Source organism: Rhodoferax sp. BLA1 (assembly GCF_013416775.1).
In the GTDB taxonomy this organism is placed as follows: Bacteria; Pseudomonadota; Gammaproteobacteria; order Burkholderiales; family Burkholderiaceae_C; genus Rhodoferax.
This window is the reverse complement of the sequence record NZ_SZVI01000012.1, coordinates 320595-340515: the sequence shown is the minus strand read 5'-3', so window position 1 is coordinate 340515 and position 19921 is coordinate 320595. Positions and strand designations below refer to the sequence as shown.

Here is a 19921-nt window from a genome sequence, read left to right as displayed (position 1 = left end):
ATCCGTCCATCATGAAAAAACTGTGGTTATTGTTGGTTCCTGACCTCACGCGCATTCATGCGGCAAGGCGAAAGAACGCCATCGAGAAAGCCAGTAAATCCGAGTTGCAAGCAGGTGAGCTTGGCATCATCGCGGTGTGGTTGGTGGTGGTTGGCCTGGTCACCCGCAGCATTCTGCAAGGTGCAACGGACGACAACCGGATCACTTTCACCATCGTTGCGAACCTGATCTTCACCGCGCCTGCTTTGCTGCTGGTGTTTATTCCGATCCACATCCGACGCGTGAGACGCGACATCAAGCGCCAGTTGAGTGAGTGATGCCAGAACGCCAGCTGTAGCTTGCAACAAGTGTTCAAGCGCAATGCTGCGCTTGCAAATCAGCTGATACCCATGTTGCCAAGGGTAACGGCGGCGCGAGCCCGTTATGCCAAGCGCTCCAGGATCAGCACCGAAAAAAAGCCAAACGCTGCCACCAGCGTCCACTTGAGCACCTTGAGCCCCCAGAGCCGATAACGCAGCTCACCAGTGCCGATGTAGAACACAAAACAGGCCACTGCCGAGAGCAGCAGCAACAGGATGGTCCAGCGAAACAGCAGCATGGTGACAGGCTAAGCGGTCTTCACCAAGCACGCGCCAGTTTGGCAAAACCTTCTGGGGCATTTTTTTCGTCGTCAAAACTCACCACGTCCCAGGCCTCGGGGTGGTTCAGTAACTCACGCAGCAGCAGGTTGTTGAGCCCGTGGCCGGAGCGAAACGCGCTGTAGGCTGCCAGCAGGGGTTTGCCCAGCAGGTACAAATCGCCCATCGCGTCCAGGATCTTGTGTTTGACAAACTCGTCGTCATAACGCAGACCACCGGCGTTGAGCACCTTGTAGTCGTCCATGACGATGGCGTTGTCCAGGCCACCACCAAGCGCCAGGCCGTTGGCACGCATCATCTCCACATCCTTGGTGAAACCGAAGGTACGCGCACGCGCGATGTCTTTGGAGTAGGAGCCGGTGCCCATGTCAAACACCACACGTTGGCCGGTGGAGTCCACCGCCGGGTGGCTGAAGTCGATCTCAAAACTGAGCTGGTAGCCGTGGTAGGGCGTGAGCCGGGCCCACTTGACGTTGTTGCCCTCACCCTGGCGCACTTCCACTGGCTTGAGGATGCGTACAAACCGGCGTGGCGCGTTCTGCAACTCGATGCCAGCACTTTGCAGCAGGAACACAAACGAGGCGGCTGAGCCGTCCAGGATGGGCACCTCCTCGGCGGTGATGTCGACATACAGGTTGTCGACCCCCAGACCGGCACAGGCCGACATCAGGTGCTCCACCGTGTGCACCTTGGCCTGACCATGCGAGATGGTCGAGGCCATGCGGGTGTCAGTGACGGCCTGTGCCGACACCGCAATGTCCACCACCTGCGGCAGGTCGACCCGGCGAAACACAATGCCGGTGTCAGGCTGCGCCGGGCGCAAGGTGATTTCCACCCGCTGCCCGCTGTGCAGGCCCACACCCACGGCGCGGGTCAGGGATTTGAGAGTTCTTTGTTTGAGCACGGCTCGATTTTACGTTTGAGGGCACAGCCCCACGCCAAGTCGGGGCGACTACAAGTGCTGCGGCGCGGCCTGCTTACATGCCCAGGGAGCGCAGCAACTCCTCATGGCTGGCTGCTTCTGCGTCGCTCACCGAGGTGTCCGGGGCGGTGTTGCGCCCGGCATTCACTTCAGCCAGCACATCGTCGGGGTTGACTTCCTTGGCATCAAAGTCGTGTAACTTGATGAACTCGGCGCGGTCCACCGCCAGCTCCAGGTAGAAGATGTTGTTTTTGCCGGTGTAGAAGGTCACCCGGCGGGCTTCCGGGTTGTCGAGTTGGGTGTCCACACTGAGCATCACCTGTTTGTTGAGCACCAGCATCTTGGGCTGGTTCTGGGTGATGTGGGTCTGCAACTCCCGACGCACCTTGCCGGTGAAGTCACCCACGATCTGGTTCATCAGCTCACCCATGATGTTGCTGACCTCATCAGCGGTGTGCGACATGGCCAGCTCACTCTTGGGCATGCCCATGTTGATCATGTAACTCTCGTACAGCTCCATTGCGGTTTGAGAGGAGAAGTTCAGCACCACCAGGCCAGAAAAGCCGCCGTCAAACAGCACAAAACAGCCAATGTCCGGCTTCAGGCAGGTTTTGGTGATGCGCTGGACCATGCCGGAATAGTTGATCTGGCAGTTGGTGGCGACATTCAGCACACGGGTGACTGAATTGCACAAACTGATCAGCAGGTCCTCGGTGCCATAGACCACGTCACTCACTTGCTCTTGCTTGCTCATGTCAAACCTCTCGGATCAAAACAGGGACTGTACAGCAGCGTGTGCCAAGCCAAGCGCCGGTGGCCAAGTCAATTTGGCCACCCGCAGCATGCGCTGGCGGGCGGCCCGCCGGGCTCAGTCCGCCTGCTTGCGCAAAAACGCCGGGATCTCGAAGTCGTCCATGCCACCGCTGGACAGCGCATCCACCTTGGCGGCGGCGCTGGTGCGGTCACGCGTGCGCCAGACACTCGGTGTGGCCATCGAGCCATAGTCAGGGGCACTGCGGCCCAACGTGGTGGAAGCCAAACCGGTGACCTGGTTGCTGTTCACCGGGTTGTCCAGCGTCGGCACATTAAACGGCACGTCATGGGTGCCGGTGCGCAACTGCACCTGCTGCTGCGGCGGTGCCACCACCAGCTTGGGACGCACACCCTGGCGGCTCAGGCCGGTGGCCACCACGGTGACCCGAATGTGGTCACCCAGGTGGTCGTCATAAGCGGTGCCGTAGATCACATGCGCGTCGGGCGAAGCGTAGGCACGGATGGTGTTCATCGCCAGTTTGGATTCACTCAGTTTGAGGGAGCCCTTGGCAGCGGTGATCAGTACCAACACACCTTTGGCACCCGACAGGTCAATGCCTTCGAGCAGCGGGCATGCCACCGCCTGTTCGGCGGCGATGCGGGCGCGGTCCGGGCCAGCGGCCACGGCGGTGCCCATCATCGCCTTGCCGGGTTCACCCATGACGGTGCGCACGTCTTCAAAGTCGACGTTCACATGGCCGGGCACATTGATGATCTCGGCAATACCACCGACGGCGTTTTTCAGCACATCGTTGGCGTGGGCAAAAGCATCGTCTTGTGTGGCGTCGTCACCCAACACTTCGAGCAGTTTTTCGTTGAGCACCACAATCAGGGAGTCGACATTGGCCTCCAGCTCAGTCAGGCCACTGTCGGCATTGGCCATGCGCCGGGCACCTTCAAACTCGAAGGGTTTGGTCACCACACCCACGGTCAGAATGCCCATCTCGCGTGCGACGCGGGCAATCACGGGTGCCGCGCCGGTGCCGGTGCCACCGCCCATGCCAGCGGTGATGAACAACATGTGGGCGCCGTCGATGGCTTCGCGGATGTGCTCCACCGCCAGTTCAGCCGCATCACGCGCCTTGTCGGGCTTGCTGCCCGCGCCCAGACCGGTGGTGCCGAGCTGGATGACGCGGTGCGCGTCACTGGTGGACAGGGCTTGTGCGTCGGTATTGGCACAAATGAACTCAACCCCTTGCACCGCGCTGGCGATCATGTGGGCCACGGCGTTGCCGCCGCCACCGCCCACACCAATCACCTTGATTTGTGTGCCTTGGTTGAATGTTTCTTCGTCAATGAGTTCGATAGGCATGGTGTGCTCCTTGGGGGTGAATGCTGAAAAAGTTGTCAAAAAAATCAGGGTTGATGAAGGGGGCAGGATCGGGTGGCGGATCAACACATCGCCATCGTCGTGACAGGCTGCCTTGCAGTCGGGAATTGAGTTGCTTCATGCTAAAAATTACCTACAAACCAGTCTTTGATGCCGCTGAACGCGGTTTTCATCGAACCGTTTTTCTGCGCCACCTTGAAACCACGCAGACGCGCCATGCGGGCCTCTTCGAGCAGCCCCATCACCGTGGCGGCACGCGGCTGGGCCACCATGTCGGACAGGGCGCCGGTGTATTTGGGAATGCCACGACGCACCGGTTTGAGGAAGATGTCTTCACCGAGCTCAACCATGCCCGGCATGACACAGCTGCCGCCGGTGAGCACAATGCCGCTGGAGAGCATTTCCTCAAAGCCCGATTCGCGCATCACCTGGTGCACCAGGCTGAAGATTTCTTCCACCCGCGGCTCGATCACACCAGCGAGTGCCTGGCGGCTCAGCATGCGCGGACCCCGGTCACCCAGACCGGGCACTTCCACCTGCGCCTCGGGGTCGGCCAGCAGTTGCTTGGCAAAACCGTTTTCGACCTTGATTTCTTCGGCGTCCTTGGTCGGTGTGCGCAGTGCCATGGCGATGTCACTGGTGATCAGGTCACCGGCAATCGGGATCACCGCAGTGTGGCGGATGGCACCGTTGGTAAAAATGGCCAAATCAGTCGTGCCCGCCCCAATATCGACAAGGGCCACACCCAATTCACGTTCGTCTTCGGTCAGCACCGACTGGCTGCTGGCCAGCGGGTTGAGCATCAGCTGCTCCACCTCCAGGCCACAACGGCGCACACATTTGATGATGTTCTCGGCGGCACTCTGGGCACCGGTGACGATGTGCACCTTGGCCTCCAGACGGATGCCGCTCATGCCAATCGGCTCTTTCACGTCCTGGCCGTCGATGATGAACTCTTGCGGCTCCACCAGCAGCAGGCGCTGGTCGGTCGAGATGTTGATCGCCTTGGCGGTTTCCACCACCCGGGCCACGTCGGCGGCGCTGACTTCGCGGTCCTTGATGGCGACCATGCCGTGCGAATTGATGCCCCGGATGTGGCTGCCGGTGATGCCGGTGTAGACGCGTGTGATCTTGCAATCGGCCATGAACTCGGCCTCTTTCAAAGCCTGCTGGATGCTTTGCACGGTGGCGTCGATGTTGACCACCACACCGCGTTTGAGGCCGTTGCTGGGCGCCACGCCCAGGCCCGCCAGTTTGAGGTGGCCGTCGGGCAACACTTCGGCCACGACCACCATCACCTTGGCGGTGCCGATGTCCAGACCAACAACCAAATCTTTGTACTCTTTTGCCATGATGTCACCTGTTGTCTTGCATTACTGTTGTTTGCTGGCCGTGCTGTCGAGGGTGGTCACCCCCTCCAGCCGCATTGCATAACCGTCTGTGTGGCGCAGATCGACCGAAGCCAGTTGCTCGGGTCGGCGCTGGTACCGTGCGGTGACCTGGGTCACGGTGGCCAGAAAACGCTCGGCACGGGCCACCAGTTCGGGGGCCTCACCGCTGCCCAGCTCCACCTCGGTGCCGGTATCAAGCTGGGCGCGCCATCCACCGCGTGGGGTGAGCTCCAGCGCATTGATCGTCATGTCCAGGCGCGCAAACAACGGCTGCAGCGTCTGCTGCATGGCCAGCACCCTGGCCGACTGGTCGTGCGGGCCACTCAGGCGCGGCAGGTTGTCCTGCTCGAGCTCACCGACGTTGGCGTCAAACACCTCGCCAAAACTGTTGACCATGCTCGAAGAACCCTCCGGCCCCCAGAACGCCAGGGCTTGGTGCTCCTGTAATTGCACATTCAGGCGGTTCGGAAACTCGCGCCGGACAATCGCCTGGCGCACCCAGGGGATGGTCTCAAACACCTGGCGTGCCGCCGCCACATCGAGTGTGAAAAACGTGCCCTGCAGCCGCGGGATCACATTGGCACGCAAGGTGATGGCGTTGTAATGGCTGACATCCCCGGTGACGCGCACCTCGCGGATGGCAAACGCAGGCAGTCGGGCCCCCCAGGCCAGCAGCGCGCTCAGGCCCGCCAATGCCGCAGCGGCAAACAGCAGGCTGGCCACAGCATGCATCAGGCGAACGTCCATCGGCAGGGGGGTGGTCTGGCTCATGCGAGGGCGTGGTCCAGGGTGGCGGTCTGCAGCACCTGCAGACACAGTTCGGGGTAGCTGATGCCAGCGGCCTTGGCCGACATCGGCACCAGCGAGTGGCTGGTCATGCCCGGCGAGGTGTTGATCTCCAGCAGATAGGGTTTGCGGGTGGCCGCGTCGATCATCACGTCGGCACGTGCCCAACCACGGCAACCCAGGCTCTGGTAGGCCCGCAACACCAAGGCCTGGATCGCGGCCTCTTCGCCCTCGGGCAAACCGGCGGGCACCAGATAACGCGTGGTGTTGGTGTAGTACTTGGCCTGGAAGTCGTAGTTGCCGTCGAGCGCCTGGATACGGATCACCGGCAACACCCGCGCCAAAACACCACTGCCGAGCACCGGCACGGTGACTTCATCACCCGCGATGAACTGTTCACACAGCACTTCCTCATCCATGCCAGCGGCCAGGGCATAAGCGGCGGCGCACTGGTCGGCGCTGGTGACCTTGCTCAGGCCCAGGGTCGAGCCTTCACGTGCGGGTTTGACAATCATGGGGGCACCGGGCTGGGCCAACTCGGCATACGCGGCTTCGGTGGCCTGGGCGCTGGCCACCAGACGCCAGGCCGGTGTGGGCAGCCCGTCGGCCAGCCACAGGCGTTTGGTCATGATCTTGTCGATGGCAATGCTCGATGCCATCACGCCCGGGCCGGTGTAGGGGATGCCCAGCAGCTCCAACGCACCCTGTACCGTGCCGTCTTCACCAAAACGGCCATGCAGCGCGATGAAACAGCGGGTAAAGCCCTCTTTCTTGAGTTCACTCAGGTCACGCTGGCTCGGGTCAAACGCGTGGGCGTTGACACCCAGCGAGCGCAGCGCCTCCAGCACGCCGGAGCCCGACATCAGCGACACCTCACGCTCACCAGACTGGCCACCCAGCAGCACGGCGACTTTCTCTGTTTTTAGGTCAAATTGGCTCATAGCCCCTATATCTCCTGCGCTGTTAGCTCTTGATTCAAGAGCAAATCAACCACCTTGCCACTCACCGCACCAATCGACCCGGCGCCCATACACAGCACCACATCACCGTCGCGGGCGTTGTCGGCAATGGCTTGTGGCAGGTCGGCAATGCTGTCGACAAACACGGGTTCGATCTTGCCGGCCACACGCAGCGCCCGCGCCAGACTGCGGCCGTCGGCAGCGACGATGGGGGCTTCACCAGCGGCATAGACCTCGGTCAACAAGACCGCGTCGGCCTGGGCGATGACTTTGACAAAGTCGTCAAAACAGTCGCGCGTGCGGGTGTAGCGGTGCGGCTGGAAGGCCAGCAGCAGGCGCCGCCCGGGGAAGGCACCGCGCGCCGCCGCCAGCGTGGCCGCCATCTCGATGGGGTGGTGGCCGTAGTCGTCGACCACGGTGAAGTGGCCACCGTTGCGCGCGGGCAGATCGCCATAACGCTGAAAGCGCCGCCCCACGCCCTTGAACCCGGCCAAGGCGCGCAACACCGCGTCGTCAGCAATATTGAGTTCGGTCGCCACCGCAATCGCCGACAAGGCGTTGAGCACGTTGTGGCGGCCTGCCAGGTTCAGCACCACCTGCAGGTCGGGCAAGACCTCGCCGTTGCGGCGTTGCACGGTGAAGTGCATCTGGCCGTCCACCGCGCGCACATCGACCGCGCGCACTTCGGCACCTTCCTCAAAACCGTAGCTGGTGACCGGGCAGGTGACCTGCGGCACGATGGCACGCACCGCCGGGTCGTCGGTGCACAGGATGGCGGTGCCATAAAACGGCATGCGGTGCAGAAAGTCGACAAAGGCCTTCTTCAAGTTCTCGAAGTTGTGCCCATAGGTTTCCATGTGGTCGGCGTCGATGTTGGTCACCACCGCCATCACCGGCAACAGGTTCAGGAAGGACGCGTCCGACTCGTCGGCCTCGACCACGATGTAGTCGCCCTTGCCCAGGCGGGCATTGGCACCGGCGCTGTTGAGGCGCCCACCAATGACAAAGGTCGGGTCCAGCCCGGCCTCGGCCAGCACACTGGCGACCAGGCTGGTGGTGGTGGTTTTGCCGTGGGTGCCGGCAATCGCAATACCGCGTTTGAGGCGCATGAGTTCGGCCAGCATCAGCGCGCGTGGCACCACCGGGATGCGGCTGTGCCGGGCCGCCAGCACCTCGGGGTTGTCGGCCTGCACGGCGGTGGAGGTGACCACCGCATCAGCACCCGCCACCTGGCTGGCCGCATGGCCGATGCAGGTCTGGATACCCAGGCTGGCCAGGCGTTGTAATGTGGCGCTGTCGGCCTGGTCCGAGCCGGAAATGGTGTAGCCCAGGTTGAACAAAATTTCGGCAATGCCGGACATGCCAACCCCGCCGATACCGACGAAGTGGATGTGTTTGATGGCGTGTTTCATAGATTCTTTTCTCCCACCGCGTGGGTTGTCCTGCCCCAGTTAAGGGGGGTGTAGCGGGGGCCAGAAAAAGCGGTCCGCATCAGCGTCAGCCTCGTCATGGGGTCACCTCCACACACGCTGCCACGATCTGCTCGGTGGCCTCCAGTTTTTGCAACTTTTTAGCCTCTAGCCCTTGATTCATAAGGGTAGATCGCTCCATTTTTAATAACATGTCAGCCAGCTTCTGCGGCGTCAGTTCGCGCTGCGGCACCAGCCAGCCCGCGCCCTGATCGACCAGGAAGCGGGCGTTGGCCGTCTGGTGGTCATCCACCGCATGCGGCAGCGGCACAAACAAGGCAGCGGCGCCCACGGCGGCCAGCTCGGTCACGGTGCTGGCACCGGCGCGGCAGATCACCAGGTCGGCCTCGGCAAAAGCCTGGGCGGTGTTGTCGATGAAAGGCGTCAACTCGGCCGCCACACCGGCCTGGGCGTAATTGGCACGCAGGGCGTCGATCTGCTTGGCGCCGCTTTGGTGCAGCACGCTGGGGCGTTGGTCTGCTGGCAGCAGCGCCAGCGCCTGCGGCACGATCTCGTTGAGCGCCTTGGCGCCCAGACTGCCACCTACCACCAGCAGTTTGAGGGGCCCACTGCGCCCGGCAAAACGCTGCTCCGGCGCAGGCAGGTTCAAAAAGGCGGCACGCAAGGGGTTACCAACCCACTGGGCGCCCTTGAGGGCATTCGGGAACGCGGTGAATACACGGTCTGCCACACCGGCAAGCACCTTGTTGGCCAGACCCGCCACCGAATTTTGTTCGTGCAGGATCAGCGGTTTGCACAGTGCCACCGCCATCAAACCAGCGGGGAAACTGATGTAGCCACCCAAGCCCACCACCACATCGGGCTGGACCCGGCGCAGCACCTGGATGCTCTGCCAGAAGGCCTTGAGCAGACGCAGCGGCAACAGGGCCAACGTGCTCAAGCCCTTGCCACGCAGGCCCCCAAATTCAATCGCCTCAAAGGCAAACCCTTCCGGCGGCACCAGCTGGCTTTCCATGCTGGGCTGGCCCGGTTGACCGCGACCACCGAGCCAGTGCACGCGCCAACCCTGCGCACGCAGCGCCTGCGCCACCGCCAGCCCCGGGAAGATGTGGCCACCTGTGCCACCGGCCATGATCAAGGCGCACTTGCTCATACACGGCCTCCGTGCATCAACCAGGCCGCTGGCGCGCCCTGACGCGCTGCGCGCTGGGTCCGATTTTGGTGAAACAGAACCCTCATACACGGCCTCCGTGCATGAGGGTTCTGTTTTCTTGATCAATCCGCAGCACCACCGCGATGGCGGCGAGGTTGATCAGGATGGCGGAGCCGCCGTAACTCATGAGGGGCAAGGTCAGGCCTTTGGTCGGCAAGGCGCCCAGGTTCACACCCATGTTGATGAAGGACTGAAAGCCCATCCACACTGCCACACCTTGCGCCACCAGGCCGGCAAACACCCGCTCCAGCGCAATCGCCTGGCGACCGATGTACATCACCCGGCGCACCATCCACAAAAACAGGCCAATCACCAGAATGACACCCACCAGGCCAAATTCCTCACCAATCACCGCGAGCAGAAAGTCGGTGTGGGCTTCGGGCAGCCAGTTGAGTTTTTCCACGCTGCCACCCAGGCCAACACCAAAAATCTCGCCGCGCCCGATGGCAATCAGCGAGTGGGTCAGCTGATAACCCTTGGCCAGGGCGTTGGTTTCACTCCAGGGGTCGAGGTAAGCAAAAATGCGTTCGCGGCGGAACTCGCTGGTGGCAATCATGGTGCCAAAGGCCAGCAGCAGCACTGCCACAATCAGGAAGAACATGCGGGCATTCACGCCGCCCAGGAACAGGATGCCCATGGCGATCACCGCAATCACCATGAAGGCGCCCATGTCGGGCTCGGCCAACAACAGCACACCCACCACCGCCACGGCGGCCCCCATGGGCAACACCGCGCGCAGGAAGCGCTCTTTCACATCCATCTTGCGCACCATGTAGTTGGCCGCATACAGCAGCACGGTGAACTTGACCATCTCGGAGGGCTGAAAACTCAGCGGCCCCAGGCTGATCCAGCGGCGTGCGCCGTACACCTTTTTGCCCACACCAGGCACCAGCACCAGGGCCAGCAGCACCAGCGAGACCACAAACAGCCAGGGCGCGGCTTTTTCCCAGGTCGACAGCGGCACCTGGTAGGCCATCAAGGCGCCTACAAACGCAATCACCAGCCACATGCTGTGCCGCACCAGAAAGTAGGTCGGTGTGTATTGGGCAAAACGTGGGTTCTCCGGCAGCGCAATCGAGGCCGAATACACCATCACCAGCCCCCACAGCAGCAACGCCGTGGTGACCCAGAACAGCGGCTGATCAAAACCCTGCGCCCGCACCGGTGCCGAGCCGGTGGCGCCCAGGCGCACCGGCAACACATCACCGGCAGGCCCACCCAGCGTCCACAAACGCAGGCGCTGGCCCAGGGGCAGGCTGCGGCTGCTCATGCACCCGCCTCCAGCATCACACCCGCGTCGCTGGCCAGTTGGGCCACCGACTGCACAAACACCTGGGCACGGTGTTCGTAGTTGTCAAACATGTCAAAACTGGCGCACGCCGGCGACATCAACACCGCATCACCGGCTTGCGCCAGGGTGCTGGCCTGTTCCACCGCGTCCAGCATCGAGCTGGCGTCCAACAGCGGCACACCGGTATCCAACAACGCAGCGCGGATCTGCGGTGCGTCGCGCCCGATCAGCAGCACCGAACGCACATAGCGGCGCACCGGCTCGGCCAAGGGTCCGAAGTCCTGGCCCTTGCCCTCTCCCCCCAGAATCACGATCACCTTGCGGTCGGCGCCCAGGCCCATCAAGGCGGCCACGGTGGCGCCCACATTGGTGCCTTTGCTGTCGTCAAAATACTCGACGGCGTTGACGGTGCCGATTGGCTGCACCCGGTGCGGTTCACCGGTGTATTCGCGCAGGCCGTACAACATCGGTGCCAGCGCACAACCCGCCGCACTGGCCAGGGCCAGCGCCGACAAGGCGTTGATCGCATTGTGGCGGCCCCGGATGCGCAGGGCGTCAGCCGGCATCAGGCGCTGAATGAACAGCTCGTCCGCCGCCTCGCTGCGCTTGCGTTTGGTTTCGTCCGCGTCCTGGGCCCGCACCAGCCAGGTCATGCCGTTGACACTCTCAATGCCAAAGTCACCCGGGCGCCGCGGCAAATCGCCACCAAACAGAATGCAGTTGCGCTGCAGAGGCTTTTGCAGCTTGACCTTGACGGGTGGTGGCAGCATCGCCATCACCGCCTCGTCTTCACGGTTGAGCACCATCAGACCCGTTTGGCCAAAGACATGGCGCTTGGCCTCGGCGTAGGCGGCCATGGAGCCATGCCAATCCAGGTGGTCCTGGGTGATGTTGAGCACCGCACCAGCCGTCGGCTCAAAACCGGTTTCACCGTCAAGCTGGAAGCTCGACAACTCCAGCACCCAGACCTCGGGCAGGGTGTTGTTGTCCAGATGCTGGGCCAAGGTGTCGAGCAAGGTCGGGCCGATGTTGCCCGCCAGCGCCACCGTTTTACCGGCACGCTCGACCAGCTGACCGGTCAGTGAGGTGACGGTGGTTTTGCCATTGGTGCCGGTGATGGCCAACACCGCAGGCGCGTAGCCGCGCTCTGCCTTCAACTGTGCCAGCGCCTGCGCATACAAGCCCAGTTCGCCTGCAGCCCAGATACTCATTGCCTTGGCCGCTTCAAAGACAGGAGCAACCTCGACCGGACTCAGACCCGGGCTCTTGAACACCGCACGCGGATTGGTGCCCTGCACCAGCGCCGCAGTGAAGGCGCCACCCACAAACTGGACGCCGGGCAGCTCACTGTGCAGCGTGGCCAACTGTGGCGGTGCGCTGCGGGTGTCGGCCACGGTGACCTGGGCACCACAGCGGACACACCAGCGCGCCATCGCCAGGCCAGAGGCACCCAGGCCCAGGATCAGCACGGGCTGGTCTTGCAGCGGGTGTGGGGTGCTGGCGGGCTGTTCCAAAACGGCCAAAGCCCCCTCGGGGGGCAATGCGGTGATCGTGGTGTCAAGGGGTGTCGTTGTCATGGTCACCTCAGCTTCAAGGTGGACAGGCCAATCAGGCACAAGAGCATGGTGATGATCCAGAAGCGCACCACCACCTGGGTTTCTTTCCAGCCGGTTTTCTCAAAATGGTGGTGCAAGGGCGCCATCTTGAGCAGGCGTTTGCCGCTGCCAAAACGTTTCTTGGTGTATTTGAAATAAGTCACCTGCAGCATCACCGAGACGGCTTCCGCCACAAAAATGCCACCCATGATCGCCAGCACAATCTCTTGCCGAACAATCACCGCGATGGTGCCCAGAGCACCACCGAGCGCCAGCGCGCCCACGTCACCCATGAAGACCTGGGCCGGATGCGCGTTGAACCACAAAAAGGCCAGCCCGGCTCCGGCCATCGCGGCACAAAAAATCATCAGCTCACCGGCCCCGGGGATGTGCGGCAAAAACAGGTAACGGGCAAACACCGCGTTGCCGGTGACGTAGGCAAAAATGCCCAGGCAGGCACCGACCATCACCACCGGCATGATCGCCAGGCCGTCCAGTCCGTCGGTCAGGTTCACCGCGTTGCTGGAACCCACAATCACCAGATAGGTCAGGATCACAAAACCCAGCACACCGAGCGGGTAGCTGATTTCCTTGAAAAACGGCACCATCAGCCCAGCCTTGGGTGGCAGGCTCAGATCGAACCCCGACTGCACCCAGGTGAAGAACAGCTCCAGCACGCGGTAGTTGGTGTTCTCGGAAATGCTGAACACCAGGTACAGCGCCGCTGCCAAACCAATCAGCGACTGCCACAGGTATTTTTCGCGCGAGGGCATGCCCTCTGGGTCTTTGTTGACCACCTTGCGCCAGTCGTCCGACCAACCAATCGCACCAAAACCCAGGGTCACCAGCAACACGATCCAGACAAAGCGGTTGCTCCAGTCAAACCACAACAGGGTCGAGAGCGCAATGCTCAGCAGAATCAGCACACCACCCATGGTGGGTGTGCCACTTTTGACCAGGTGCGACTCCATGCCGTAGCCGCGGATCGGTTGGCCAATCTTGAGGGCGGTCAGGCGGCGAATCACCCAGGGACCGGCGGCAATGCCCATCAGCAGCGCAGTCATCGCAGCCATCACCGCGCGGAAGGTCTGGTACTGGAACACCCGCAAAAAGCCCAGTTCGGGCGAGAGGGTTTGCAACCATTGGGCCAGCCAGATCAGCATGTGACCCCCTTGGATGCGTCAGCGGTGGCCAGCAGTGCCTCCACCACGCGCTCCATCTTCATGAAACGCGAACCTTTGACCAGCACACTGGCCACCTCCGGCAAGGTGCTGAGCACCGCCGCTTGTAAATCCATCATCTCGGGGTACACCTTGATCTCTTCAAAATTCATAGCTGCCTGCCCAGTTTGTATACCGGTCACAAGCACTTTTTCTATATTCTTCTGGCGGGCATGGGCCAGCGCCTCGGCATGGAACTGCGGGCCCTGGTCACCCACCTCGCCCATGTCGCCGAGCACCAGCAGACGCGGCCCGGGTAAAGCCGCCAACACGTCGATGGCGGCGCGTACCGAGTCCGGGTTGGCGTTGTAGGTGTCGTCCACCACGGTGATGGCGCGACCCAGGTGCTGCAGCTGCAGTGCCCGGCTGCGGCCTTTGACCGGTTCAAACGCACTCAACCCCTGCGCGATGGCGGCCAGCGGCACACCGGCTGCCAGGGCACAGGCCACCGCTGCAAGGGAGTTCTTGACGTTGTGGGCACCGGCGATGTGCAAGCTGTAGGACAGCGCACCGGCGGGTGTGCTGGCGCTGACGTGCCAGGCGGCGTTCTGCCAACCGGCTTGCAGCACAAACACATCGGCACCCGCCTGAGCCTGCGCCGCAAAAGTCAGCACTTGGCGCTGACCCGCCAAGGCTGCCCAGACCGGGCTGTAGACGTCGTCCGCCGGGAACACCGCCACGCCGTCAACAGGCAGCGCATGGATCACCGAGCCGTTTTCCTCAGCCACGGCCTGCACCGTGTGCATGAATTCGAGGTGCTCACGCTGGGCGTTGTTGACCAGCGCCACCGTGGGCTGGGCAATGGCCGCCAGCGTGGCAATTTCACCGGGGTGGTTCATGCCCAGTTCAACCACCGCGATGGTGTTGGCCGGGGTCAGACGCAGCACGGTGAGCGGCACGCCAATGTCGTTGTTGAAGTTGCCTTGGGTGGACAGAGCGGCGGCGCCTTGGTGGGCACGCAAGATGGCCGCGACCATCTGGGTCACCGTGGTTTTGCCATTGCTGCCGGTCACCGTGATCAAGGGCAGCGCAAACCGGGCACGGTGCTGCGTGGCCAGCTGTGCCAGCGACAGCCGCGCATCGGGCACCACCAAACCAGGCAAACCGGCTTGCACCAGTTGGGCAGCGGCGCCTTCGCCCTGGCAAATGGCAGCGACCGCTCCTTTGGCCTTGGCCTCGGCCAGGAAAGCATTGGCGTCAAAACGTTCACCACGCAGCGCCACAAACAGGTCACCGGGCTGCAGGCTACGGGTGTCGCTGTGCACCCGGGCAATCGCCACCGGCACAGTCGCGTCCATTCCCACGGTTTGCGCCTGATCGAGCCAGCAGGCAGCTTGTTGCAGGGTCATCAGGGTGCTCATGCGTCCACCCCGTTGGCGTTTGGAGCACGTTGCGCCAGTGCCTGGCGCACCTGGTCCAGGTCCAGGAACGGGTGACGCTTGCCGGCGATTTCCTGGTAATCCTCGTGCCCCTTGCCTGCCACCAGCACCACATCGGCTGCGGCGGCTTGCGTCAGTGCCTGCGCGATGGCGCGGGCGCGGTCTGGCTCCACCATGACACCCGGCACCCCACTCAGGCCCAGCAAAATCTGGCAAATGATGGCGTCGGGCGCCTCGCTGCGCGGGTTGTCGCTGGTCACCAGCACCCGGTCGGCATGGCTCGCGGCCACCGCGCCCATCAGCGGGCGTTTGCGGGTGTCGCGGTCACCACCACACCCAAACACACACCAAAGCTGGCCACCACGTTGCTCGGCAACAGGCTTCAAAGCATCGAGCGCCTTGGCCAAGGCGTCAGGGGTGTGGGCGTAGTCCACCGCCACCAGTGGCTGCCCCGGCTGGTTGACACATTCCATACGCCCCGGCACCGGGGTCAAGGCCGAGCAGGCATCCACCGCCGCTGCCAGCGGCACACCCAGGCTGCGCAAAGTCGCGATCACACCCAGCAGGTTGGCCACGTTGTAGTCACCAATCAGGCCGGTGGCCAGTGACAGCGCCTGCTCAGCTTCCACGACCGTGAAACGGGTGCCGCCCTGGCTGTAGTCAATCGCCTGCGCCTGCAGGCGCGCGCTGTTGCCCGCACCGGGCAACATCGACACACTCCAGAGATCGAGTGCGGTACCCGCCAGGGTTTGGGCCAGATCAGCGCCGTAGGTGTCATCCACATTGACCACCGCCGCGCGCAGGCCGGGCCAGGCAAACAGTTTGCTCTTGGCCTGCCAATAGGCTTCCATGCTGCCGTGGTAATCCAGGTGGTCCTGCGTCAGATTGGTCAGGATCGCGGTGTGAATCTGCGTGCCGTCCAGGCGGTGCTCTTCGATGCCAATCGACGACGCCTCGATGGCGCAGGCACCAAAGCCCTGAGCCACAAAACGCGCAAACGCCGACTGCAGCGCCACCGGGTCGGGCGTGGTCAGGCCGGTGCTCACCACATCGGGCGGCACACCAATGCCCAAAGTGCCTACCAGCCCGCATGGAATGGGCGCCACCTGCTTCAAATTCGAGAGTGCCTGGGCCAACCACCAGGCGGTGGAGGTTTTGCCGTTGGTGCCGGTGACCGCCAGCACCTGCAAGGCTTGGCTGGGCTGGCCAAAGTACAGGCTGGCGAGCGGACCACTGGCGGCCTTGAGACCGCTGTAACTGGCCACAAGGGGGTCGTCAAAAGCAAAGGCCTCGACACCCGCTTGCTCCACCAGACAGGCCGCCGCACCCGCCGCCAACGCACCGGTCACATGTTGGCGTGCATCCACTGCGGCACCAGGCCAGGCCAGAAAACCGTCACCGGGCTGCAACTGGCGGCTGTCGGTGCGCAAGTTGCCACTTACCTGCGCGCGCAACCAGGACACGGCGTCTTGGGGGCTGGACAGATGCCGCATCAGAAGGACTCCTCGACGGTCTCGGTGACCACCTGGGGCACCACCGTCATGTCGGGTGCAATGCCCAGCACCCGCAGGGTTTGTTGCACGGTTTTGCTGAACACCGGCGCGGCCGTGTCGCCCCCAAAATATTTGCCATTGCTGGGCTCGTCAATCATCACCGCCACCACAATCCGTGGCGCGTCGATCGGTGCCAGACCGGCAAACACGCCCCGGTAACGGTGACCGGCATAACCCCGGCCCTCCTGCTTGTGGGCGGTACCGGTTTTGCCACCCACCGAATAACCCATGGTCTGCGCCTTGGAGGCGGTACCACCGGGGCCGACCACCATGTGCAACATGGTGCGCACATCGCGTGCCACCTTGCTCTGGAACACCGGCTGGCCGCCGACCGGGTTGTCCACCTTGAGCATCGAGATCGGAGCCAGGTCACCGTCACGGCCAAACACCGTGTAGGCATGGGCCAACTGCATCAGGCTGACCGACAGGCCGTAGCCGTAACTCATGGTGGCCTGCTCAATCGGCCGCCAGCCTTTGTAGGGGCGCAGGCGGCCACTCACTGCGCCCGGGAACGGCACCTGCGGTTTCTGGCCAAAACCCACGTTGCTGAACATCTCCCACATCTCGCGCGCGGGCATTTGCAGCGCGATCTTGGCGGTGCCGATGTTGCTGGACTTCTGGATCACCTCGCTGACAGAGAGCACACCGTGCGCGTGTGAGTCGGAAATGGTGGCGCTGCCAATGGTCAAACGCCCAGGTGCGGTCTGGATCGGGGTGTTGGGAGTGACGCGCCCGGTGTTGAGCGCCAGCCCTATGACAAAGGGCTTCATGGTCGAACCCGGCTCAAAACTATCGGTCAAGGCCCGGTTACGCAGCTGTTCACCGCTGAGGTTCTGGCGTTTGTCCGGCACAAAACTGGGGTAGTTGGCCAACGCCAGCACCTCGCCGGTGTGCACATCAAGCACCACCACGCTGCCGGCTTTGGCCTTGTGTTGCAACACCGCTTCCTTGAGGGTCTGGAAGGCAAAAAACTGCACCTTGCTGTCGATGCTGAGCTGCAGGTCACGGCCATCCACCGGGGCGATCTGCTCACCCACGGCTTCCACCACCCGGCCCATGCGGTCCTTGATGACCCGGCGCGAACCGCTGCGCCCACCCAGGTACTTGTTGAAGGCCAGCTCGATGCCCTCCTGGCCCATGTCTTCGACACTGGTGAAGCCCACCACATGGGCGGCTGCCTCACCTTCCGGGTACTGGCGTTTGTATTCCTTGCGCTGGTAGATGCCTTTGATGGCCAGAGCCTCGATCTCTTTGCCAACCGACTCATCGACCTGCCGCTTGAGCCAGACAAAACTCTTGTCCTCGTCTTCCAGCTTCTTGTTGAGATCGGTCATCGTCAGACCCAGCAATTTGGCCAGCTTCTTGAGCTTGACCGGATCGCGGCCCACATCTTCGGGAATCGCCCAGATACTGGGCACCGGGATGCTGGAGGCCAGAATCACCCCATTGCGGTCCAAAATGCGTCCGCGACTGGCCGGCAGCGCCAGCGTGCGGGCAAAACGCACCTCACCCTGCCGCTGGAAAAAGTCGTTTTCAAGCACCTGAATGTAGACCGCGCGCCCGGCCAGTCCGGCAAAAGCCAGGGCAATCGCGGCCACAATGAACTTGCTGCGCCAGACCGGGGTCGGGCTGGCCAACAGGGGGCTGGAGTTGTAGGCAATGCTGCGGCTCATCTCACCCGTCCGCTGCTGCTGGAGTTGGTCGGTCGATCAGCACCGGGCTGCTCAGCAGCACTGGCGGCATAAGCCACATAGGTGGTGATGGCCGGGTTGGCCGGACGCATCTGCAAACGCGACTTGGCCAGCCCCTCGATCCGCGCCGAGGTGGATTGCGCGCGTTTCTCCACTTGCAAGCGCTCGTTTTCAAGTTCCAGCTTGTGCGCCTGGGCCCGGGCACGGTCGAGCTCCGAAAACAGATGGCGCGACTCGTACTGCACATTCACCAGGTAGAGGGCGCTGAGCACCACACCGAGCAGCAGCAACAGGTTCAGACGCATCATGCGCCCCCCTTGATCGGCTCAGCCGTGCGTTCAGCCACCCGCATGATCGCGCTGCGGGCGCGCGGGTTGGCCGCCACCTCGGCGGCGCCCGGACGCGTGCGACCCAGCGCCTTGAGGTGCATCACCTGGGGCGCGGCAAACGGGGCACGGCGGTCGTACACCTCTTTGGCGTGCTGGGTGATGAACTGTTTGACGATGCGGTCTTCCAGCGAATGGAAACTGATCACCACCAACCGCCCACCGGGCTGAAGCACCTTGAGCGCGCCGTCTAACGCCTGTTGCAGCTCTTCAAGCTCGGCGTTGATGAAAATCCGAAAAGCCTGAAATGTGCGCGTTGCAGGGTTCTGGCCCGGCTCGCGGGTTTTGACCGTGTCAGCCACGAGTTGGGCCAGTTCAGTGGTGGTTGAAATGGGGCCCCGAGCCTGTCGGCGCGCAACAATCGCCTTTGCAATGGGGCCAGCAAACCGTTCTTCGCCATAGTCACGAATCACCTCCGTTATTTGATCGACTTCCGCATGGGCCAGCCATTGCGCCACCGAGGTGCCACGGGTTGTGTCCATGCGCATATCCAGAGGACCTTCGAACCTGAAACTGAAACCCCGCGCCGGGTTGTCCACCTGCGGCGAGCTGATACCCAAATCAAGCAAAACCCCGGCCACGCTGGCTGCAGGCAACTCATCCAGATGCCTGAAACCCTGGTGGCGAATCGAAAAACGCGGGTCGGTGATGTTGGCGGCCTCCGCCAGGGCATCGGGGTCTTTGTCAAACGCAATCAGCCGCGCGTCTGCGGCCAATCGCGACAGAATCAGGCGGCTGTGGCCACCTCGGCCAAAGGTGGCGTCCACATACACGGGTTGCGCCGGGCTGGGGCCAGTCGTGTCAGCGTTGCCAAGCAAAGCATCAACTGCCTCGCCCAACAACACGGTGGTGTGTGTCCATGCGTTGTCCACCGCTGGCCTTCAGAACGCAAAGTCTTTGAAAACATCGGGCATGCCGCCCTGCATGGCCTGGGCTTCTTTGGCGTCGTAGGTCGCTTTGTCCCAGAGCTCAAAGTAGCTGCCCATGCCCAGCAACACCGCTTCCTTGGTGATGCCGGCGGCCGCGCGCAGTTCAGGCGACACCAGCACACGACCGGTGGCATCGATCTCCACATCCATGGCATTGCCCAAAAAAATGCGTTTCCACCACTGCGCCGACATCGGCAACGAGCCAATACGTTCGCGGAACTTCTCCCACTCGGGCCGCGCGAAAATCATCAGGCAGCCGTCCGGGTGTTTGGTGATGGTGAGCTGGCCACTCGCAGTGGCACTCAAGACGTCACGATGCCGGGTCGGCACAGACAGCCGACCCTTTGCATCCAGACTCAATGAGGAAGCCCCTTGAAACACTTGAAATGACCTTT

19 protein-coding genes are annotated in these 19921 nt (G+C 62.7%); 1 reads left to right on the top strand and 18 read right to left on the bottom strand.

What is annotated here, in order from left to right; translation table 11 throughout:
• Positions 1-11: 11 nt before the first annotated feature.
• Positions 12-317, top strand: coding sequence for a hypothetical protein (locus FDG13_RS14360; protein WP_180129091.1), 306 nt, complete (start codon positions 12-14; stop codon positions 315-317).
• 104 nt (positions 318-421) lie between these two features.
• Here the strand turns inward: FDG13_RS14360 and FDG13_RS14355 are convergent, their stop codons facing one another.
• The 18 genes from FDG13_RS14355 to mraZ form a co-directional block, all read right to left on the bottom strand.
• Positions 422-598 carry a hypothetical protein gene (locus tag FDG13_RS14355; RefSeq protein ID WP_180129090.1) on the bottom strand — a complete coding sequence of 59 codons (177 nt, stop codon included), beginning with the start codon at positions 596-598 and terminating at the stop codon, positions 422-424.
• 20 nt (positions 599-618) lie between these two features.
• Positions 619-1542, bottom strand: a complete 924-nt coding sequence (gene lpxC, locus FDG13_RS14350; RefSeq protein ID WP_180129089.1) for a UDP-3-O-acyl-N-acetylglucosamine deacetylase — start codon at positions 1540-1542, stop codon at positions 619-621.
• Positions 1543-1615: 73 nt separating this feature from the next.
• Complete coding sequence (locus FDG13_RS14345) at positions 1616-2314, bottom strand: DUF3334 family protein (protein ID WP_180129088.1); 699 nt, start codon at positions 2312-2314, stop codon at positions 1616-1618.
• A gap of 114 nt (positions 2315-2428) precedes the next feature.
• A complete protein-coding gene (gene ftsZ, locus FDG13_RS14340; protein WP_180129087.1) occupies positions 2429-3685 on the bottom strand; it encodes a cell division protein FtsZ in 1257 nt (418 codons plus the stop codon).
• A 140-nt stretch (positions 3686-3825) separates the two neighbouring features.
• The gene (ftsA, locus tag FDG13_RS14335; RefSeq protein ID WP_180129086.1) at positions 3826-5055 is read right to left on the bottom strand and encodes a cell division protein FtsA; all 1230 of its coding nucleotides are present in this window, start codon (positions 5053-5055) and stop codon (positions 3826-3828) included.
• 21 nt (positions 5056-5076) lie between these two features.
• Positions 5077-5865: a cell division protein FtsQ/DivIB gene (locus FDG13_RS14330; RefSeq protein ID WP_180129085.1), complete on the bottom strand. Its 789-nt coding sequence runs from the start codon at positions 5863-5865 to the stop codon at positions 5077-5079.
• Positions 5862-6821: a D-alanine--D-alanine ligase gene (locus tag FDG13_RS14325; RefSeq protein WP_180129084.1), complete on the bottom strand. Its 960-nt coding sequence runs from the start codon at positions 6819-6821 to the stop codon at positions 5862-5864. Before FDG13_RS14325 ends, FDG13_RS14330 begins: the two co-directional genes overlap by 4 nt.
• Positions 6822-6826: 5 nt before the next feature.
• Complete coding sequence (gene murC / locus FDG13_RS14320) at positions 6827-8251, bottom strand: UDP-N-acetylmuramate--L-alanine ligase (RefSeq protein ID WP_180129083.1); 1425 nt, start codon at positions 8249-8251, stop codon at positions 6827-6829.
• Positions 8252-8345: 94 nt separating this feature from the next.
• Complete coding sequence (gene murG, locus FDG13_RS14315; RefSeq protein ID WP_180129082.1) at positions 8346-9422, bottom strand: undecaprenyldiphospho-muramoylpentapeptide beta-N-acetylglucosaminyltransferase; 1077 nt, start codon at positions 9420-9422, stop codon at positions 8346-8348.
• A gap of 82 nt (positions 9423-9504) precedes the next feature.
• Positions 9505-10752, bottom strand: coding sequence for a putative lipid II flippase FtsW (ftsW, locus tag FDG13_RS14310; protein WP_180129081.1), 1248 nt, complete (start codon positions 10750-10752; stop codon positions 9505-9507).
• A complete protein-coding gene (murD, locus tag FDG13_RS14305; RefSeq protein ID WP_180129080.1) occupies positions 10749-12350 on the bottom strand; it encodes a UDP-N-acetylmuramoyl-L-alanine--D-glutamate ligase in 1602 nt (533 codons plus the stop codon). Before murD ends, ftsW begins: the two co-directional genes overlap by 4 nt.
• A gap of 2 nt (positions 12351-12352) precedes the next feature.
• The gene (mraY, locus tag FDG13_RS14300) at positions 12353-13531 is read right to left on the bottom strand and encodes a phospho-N-acetylmuramoyl-pentapeptide-transferase (protein WP_078364382.1); all 1179 of its coding nucleotides are present in this window, start codon (positions 13529-13531) and stop codon (positions 12353-12355) included.
• On the bottom strand, positions 13525-14949 hold the full coding sequence (gene murF, locus FDG13_RS14295) for a UDP-N-acetylmuramoyl-tripeptide--D-alanyl-D-alanine ligase (protein WP_180129079.1): 1425 nt from the start codon (positions 14947-14949) through the stop codon (positions 13525-13527). The genes mraY and murF overlap by 7 nt, the downstream gene beginning before the upstream one ends.
• A complete protein-coding gene (locus FDG13_RS14290; RefSeq protein ID WP_180129078.1) occupies positions 14946-16460 on the bottom strand; it encodes a UDP-N-acetylmuramoyl-L-alanyl-D-glutamate--2,6-diaminopimelate ligase in 1515 nt (504 codons plus the stop codon). The genes murF and FDG13_RS14290 overlap by 4 nt, the downstream gene beginning before the upstream one ends.
• Complete coding sequence (locus FDG13_RS14285) at positions 16460-18193, bottom strand: penicillin-binding protein 2 (protein ID WP_180129077.1); 1734 nt, start codon at positions 18191-18193, stop codon at positions 16460-16462. Before FDG13_RS14285 ends, FDG13_RS14290 begins: the two co-directional genes overlap by 1 nt.
• Positions 18190-18519, bottom strand: a complete 330-nt coding sequence (gene ftsL / locus FDG13_RS14280; RefSeq protein ID WP_180129076.1) for a cell division protein FtsL — start codon at positions 18517-18519, stop codon at positions 18190-18192. The genes FDG13_RS14285 and ftsL overlap by 4 nt, the downstream gene beginning before the upstream one ends.
• On the bottom strand, positions 18516-19469 hold the full coding sequence (gene rsmH / locus FDG13_RS14275) for a 16S rRNA (cytosine(1402)-N(4))-methyltransferase RsmH (RefSeq protein ID WP_180129075.1): 954 nt from the start codon (positions 19467-19469) through the stop codon (positions 18516-18518). Before rsmH ends, ftsL begins: the two co-directional genes overlap by 4 nt.
• A gap of 9 nt (positions 19470-19478) precedes the next feature.
• Positions 19479-19907 (bottom strand): division/cell wall cluster transcriptional repressor MraZ, encoded by a 429-nt coding sequence (gene mraZ / locus FDG13_RS14270; protein WP_078364389.1) that lies wholly within the window; start codon positions 19905-19907, stop codon positions 19479-19481.
• Between the last annotated feature and the right edge of the window lie 14 nt (positions 19908-19921).

What these genes read in the sequence shown, in the direction of transcription:
- FDG13_RS14360 (WP_180129091.1), top strand. Translation starts at nt 12, where the DNA reads ATGAAAAAACTGTGGTTATTGTTGGTTCCTGACCTCACGCGCATTCAT.
- FDG13_RS14355 (WP_180129090.1), bottom strand. Translation starts at nt 598, where the DNA reads ATGCTGCTGTTTCGCTGGACCATCCTGTTGCTGCTGCTCTCGGCAGTG.
- FDG13_RS14345 (WP_180129088.1), bottom strand. Translation starts at nt 2,314, where the DNA reads ATGAGCAAGCAAGAGCAAGTGAGTGACGTGGTCTATGGCACCGAGGAC.
- ftsZ (WP_180129087.1), bottom strand. Translation starts at nt 3,685, where the DNA reads ATGCCTATCGAACTCATTGACGAAGAAACATTCAACCAAGGCACACAA.
- ftsA (WP_180129086.1), bottom strand. Translation starts at nt 5,055, where the DNA reads ATGGCAAAAGAGTACAAAGATTTGGTTGTTGGTCTGGACATCGGCACC.
- FDG13_RS14330 (WP_180129085.1), bottom strand. Translation starts at nt 5,865, where the DNA reads ATGAGCCAGACCACCCCCCTGCCGATGGACGTTCGCCTGATGCATGCT.
- FDG13_RS14325 (WP_180129084.1), bottom strand. Translation starts at nt 6,821, where the DNA reads ATGAGCCAATTTGACCTAAAAACAGAGAAAGTCGCCGTGCTGCTGGGT.
- murC (WP_180129083.1), bottom strand. Translation starts at nt 8,251, where the DNA reads ATGAAACACGCCATCAAACACATCCACTTCGTCGGTATCGGCGGGGTT.
- murG (WP_180129082.1), bottom strand. Translation starts at nt 9,422, where the DNA reads ATGAGCAAGTGCGCCTTGATCATGGCCGGTGGCACAGGTGGCCACATC.
- ftsW (WP_180129081.1), bottom strand. Translation starts at nt 10,752, where the DNA reads ATGAGCAGCCGCAGCCTGCCCCTGGGCCAGCGCCTGCGTTTGTGGACG.
- murD (WP_180129080.1), bottom strand. Translation starts at nt 12,350, where the DNA reads ATGACAACGACACCCCTTGACACCACGATCACCGCATTGCCCCCCGAG.
- mraY (WP_078364382.1), bottom strand. Translation starts at nt 13,531, where the DNA reads ATGCTGATCTGGCTGGCCCAATGGTTGCAAACCCTCTCGCCCGAACTG.
- murF (WP_180129079.1), bottom strand. Translation starts at nt 14,949, where the DNA reads ATGAGCACCCTGATGACCCTGCAACAAGCTGCCTGCTGGCTCGATCAG.
- FDG13_RS14290 (WP_180129078.1), bottom strand. Translation starts at nt 16,460, where the DNA reads ATGCGGCATCTGTCCAGCCCCCAAGACGCCGTGTCCTGGTTGCGCGCG.
- FDG13_RS14285 (WP_180129077.1), bottom strand. Translation starts at nt 18,193, where the DNA reads ATGAGCCGCAGCATTGCCTACAACTCCAGCCCCCTGTTGGCCAGCCCG.
- ftsL (WP_180129076.1), bottom strand. Translation starts at nt 18,519, where the DNA reads ATGATGCGTCTGAACCTGTTGCTGCTGCTCGGTGTGGTGCTCAGCGCC.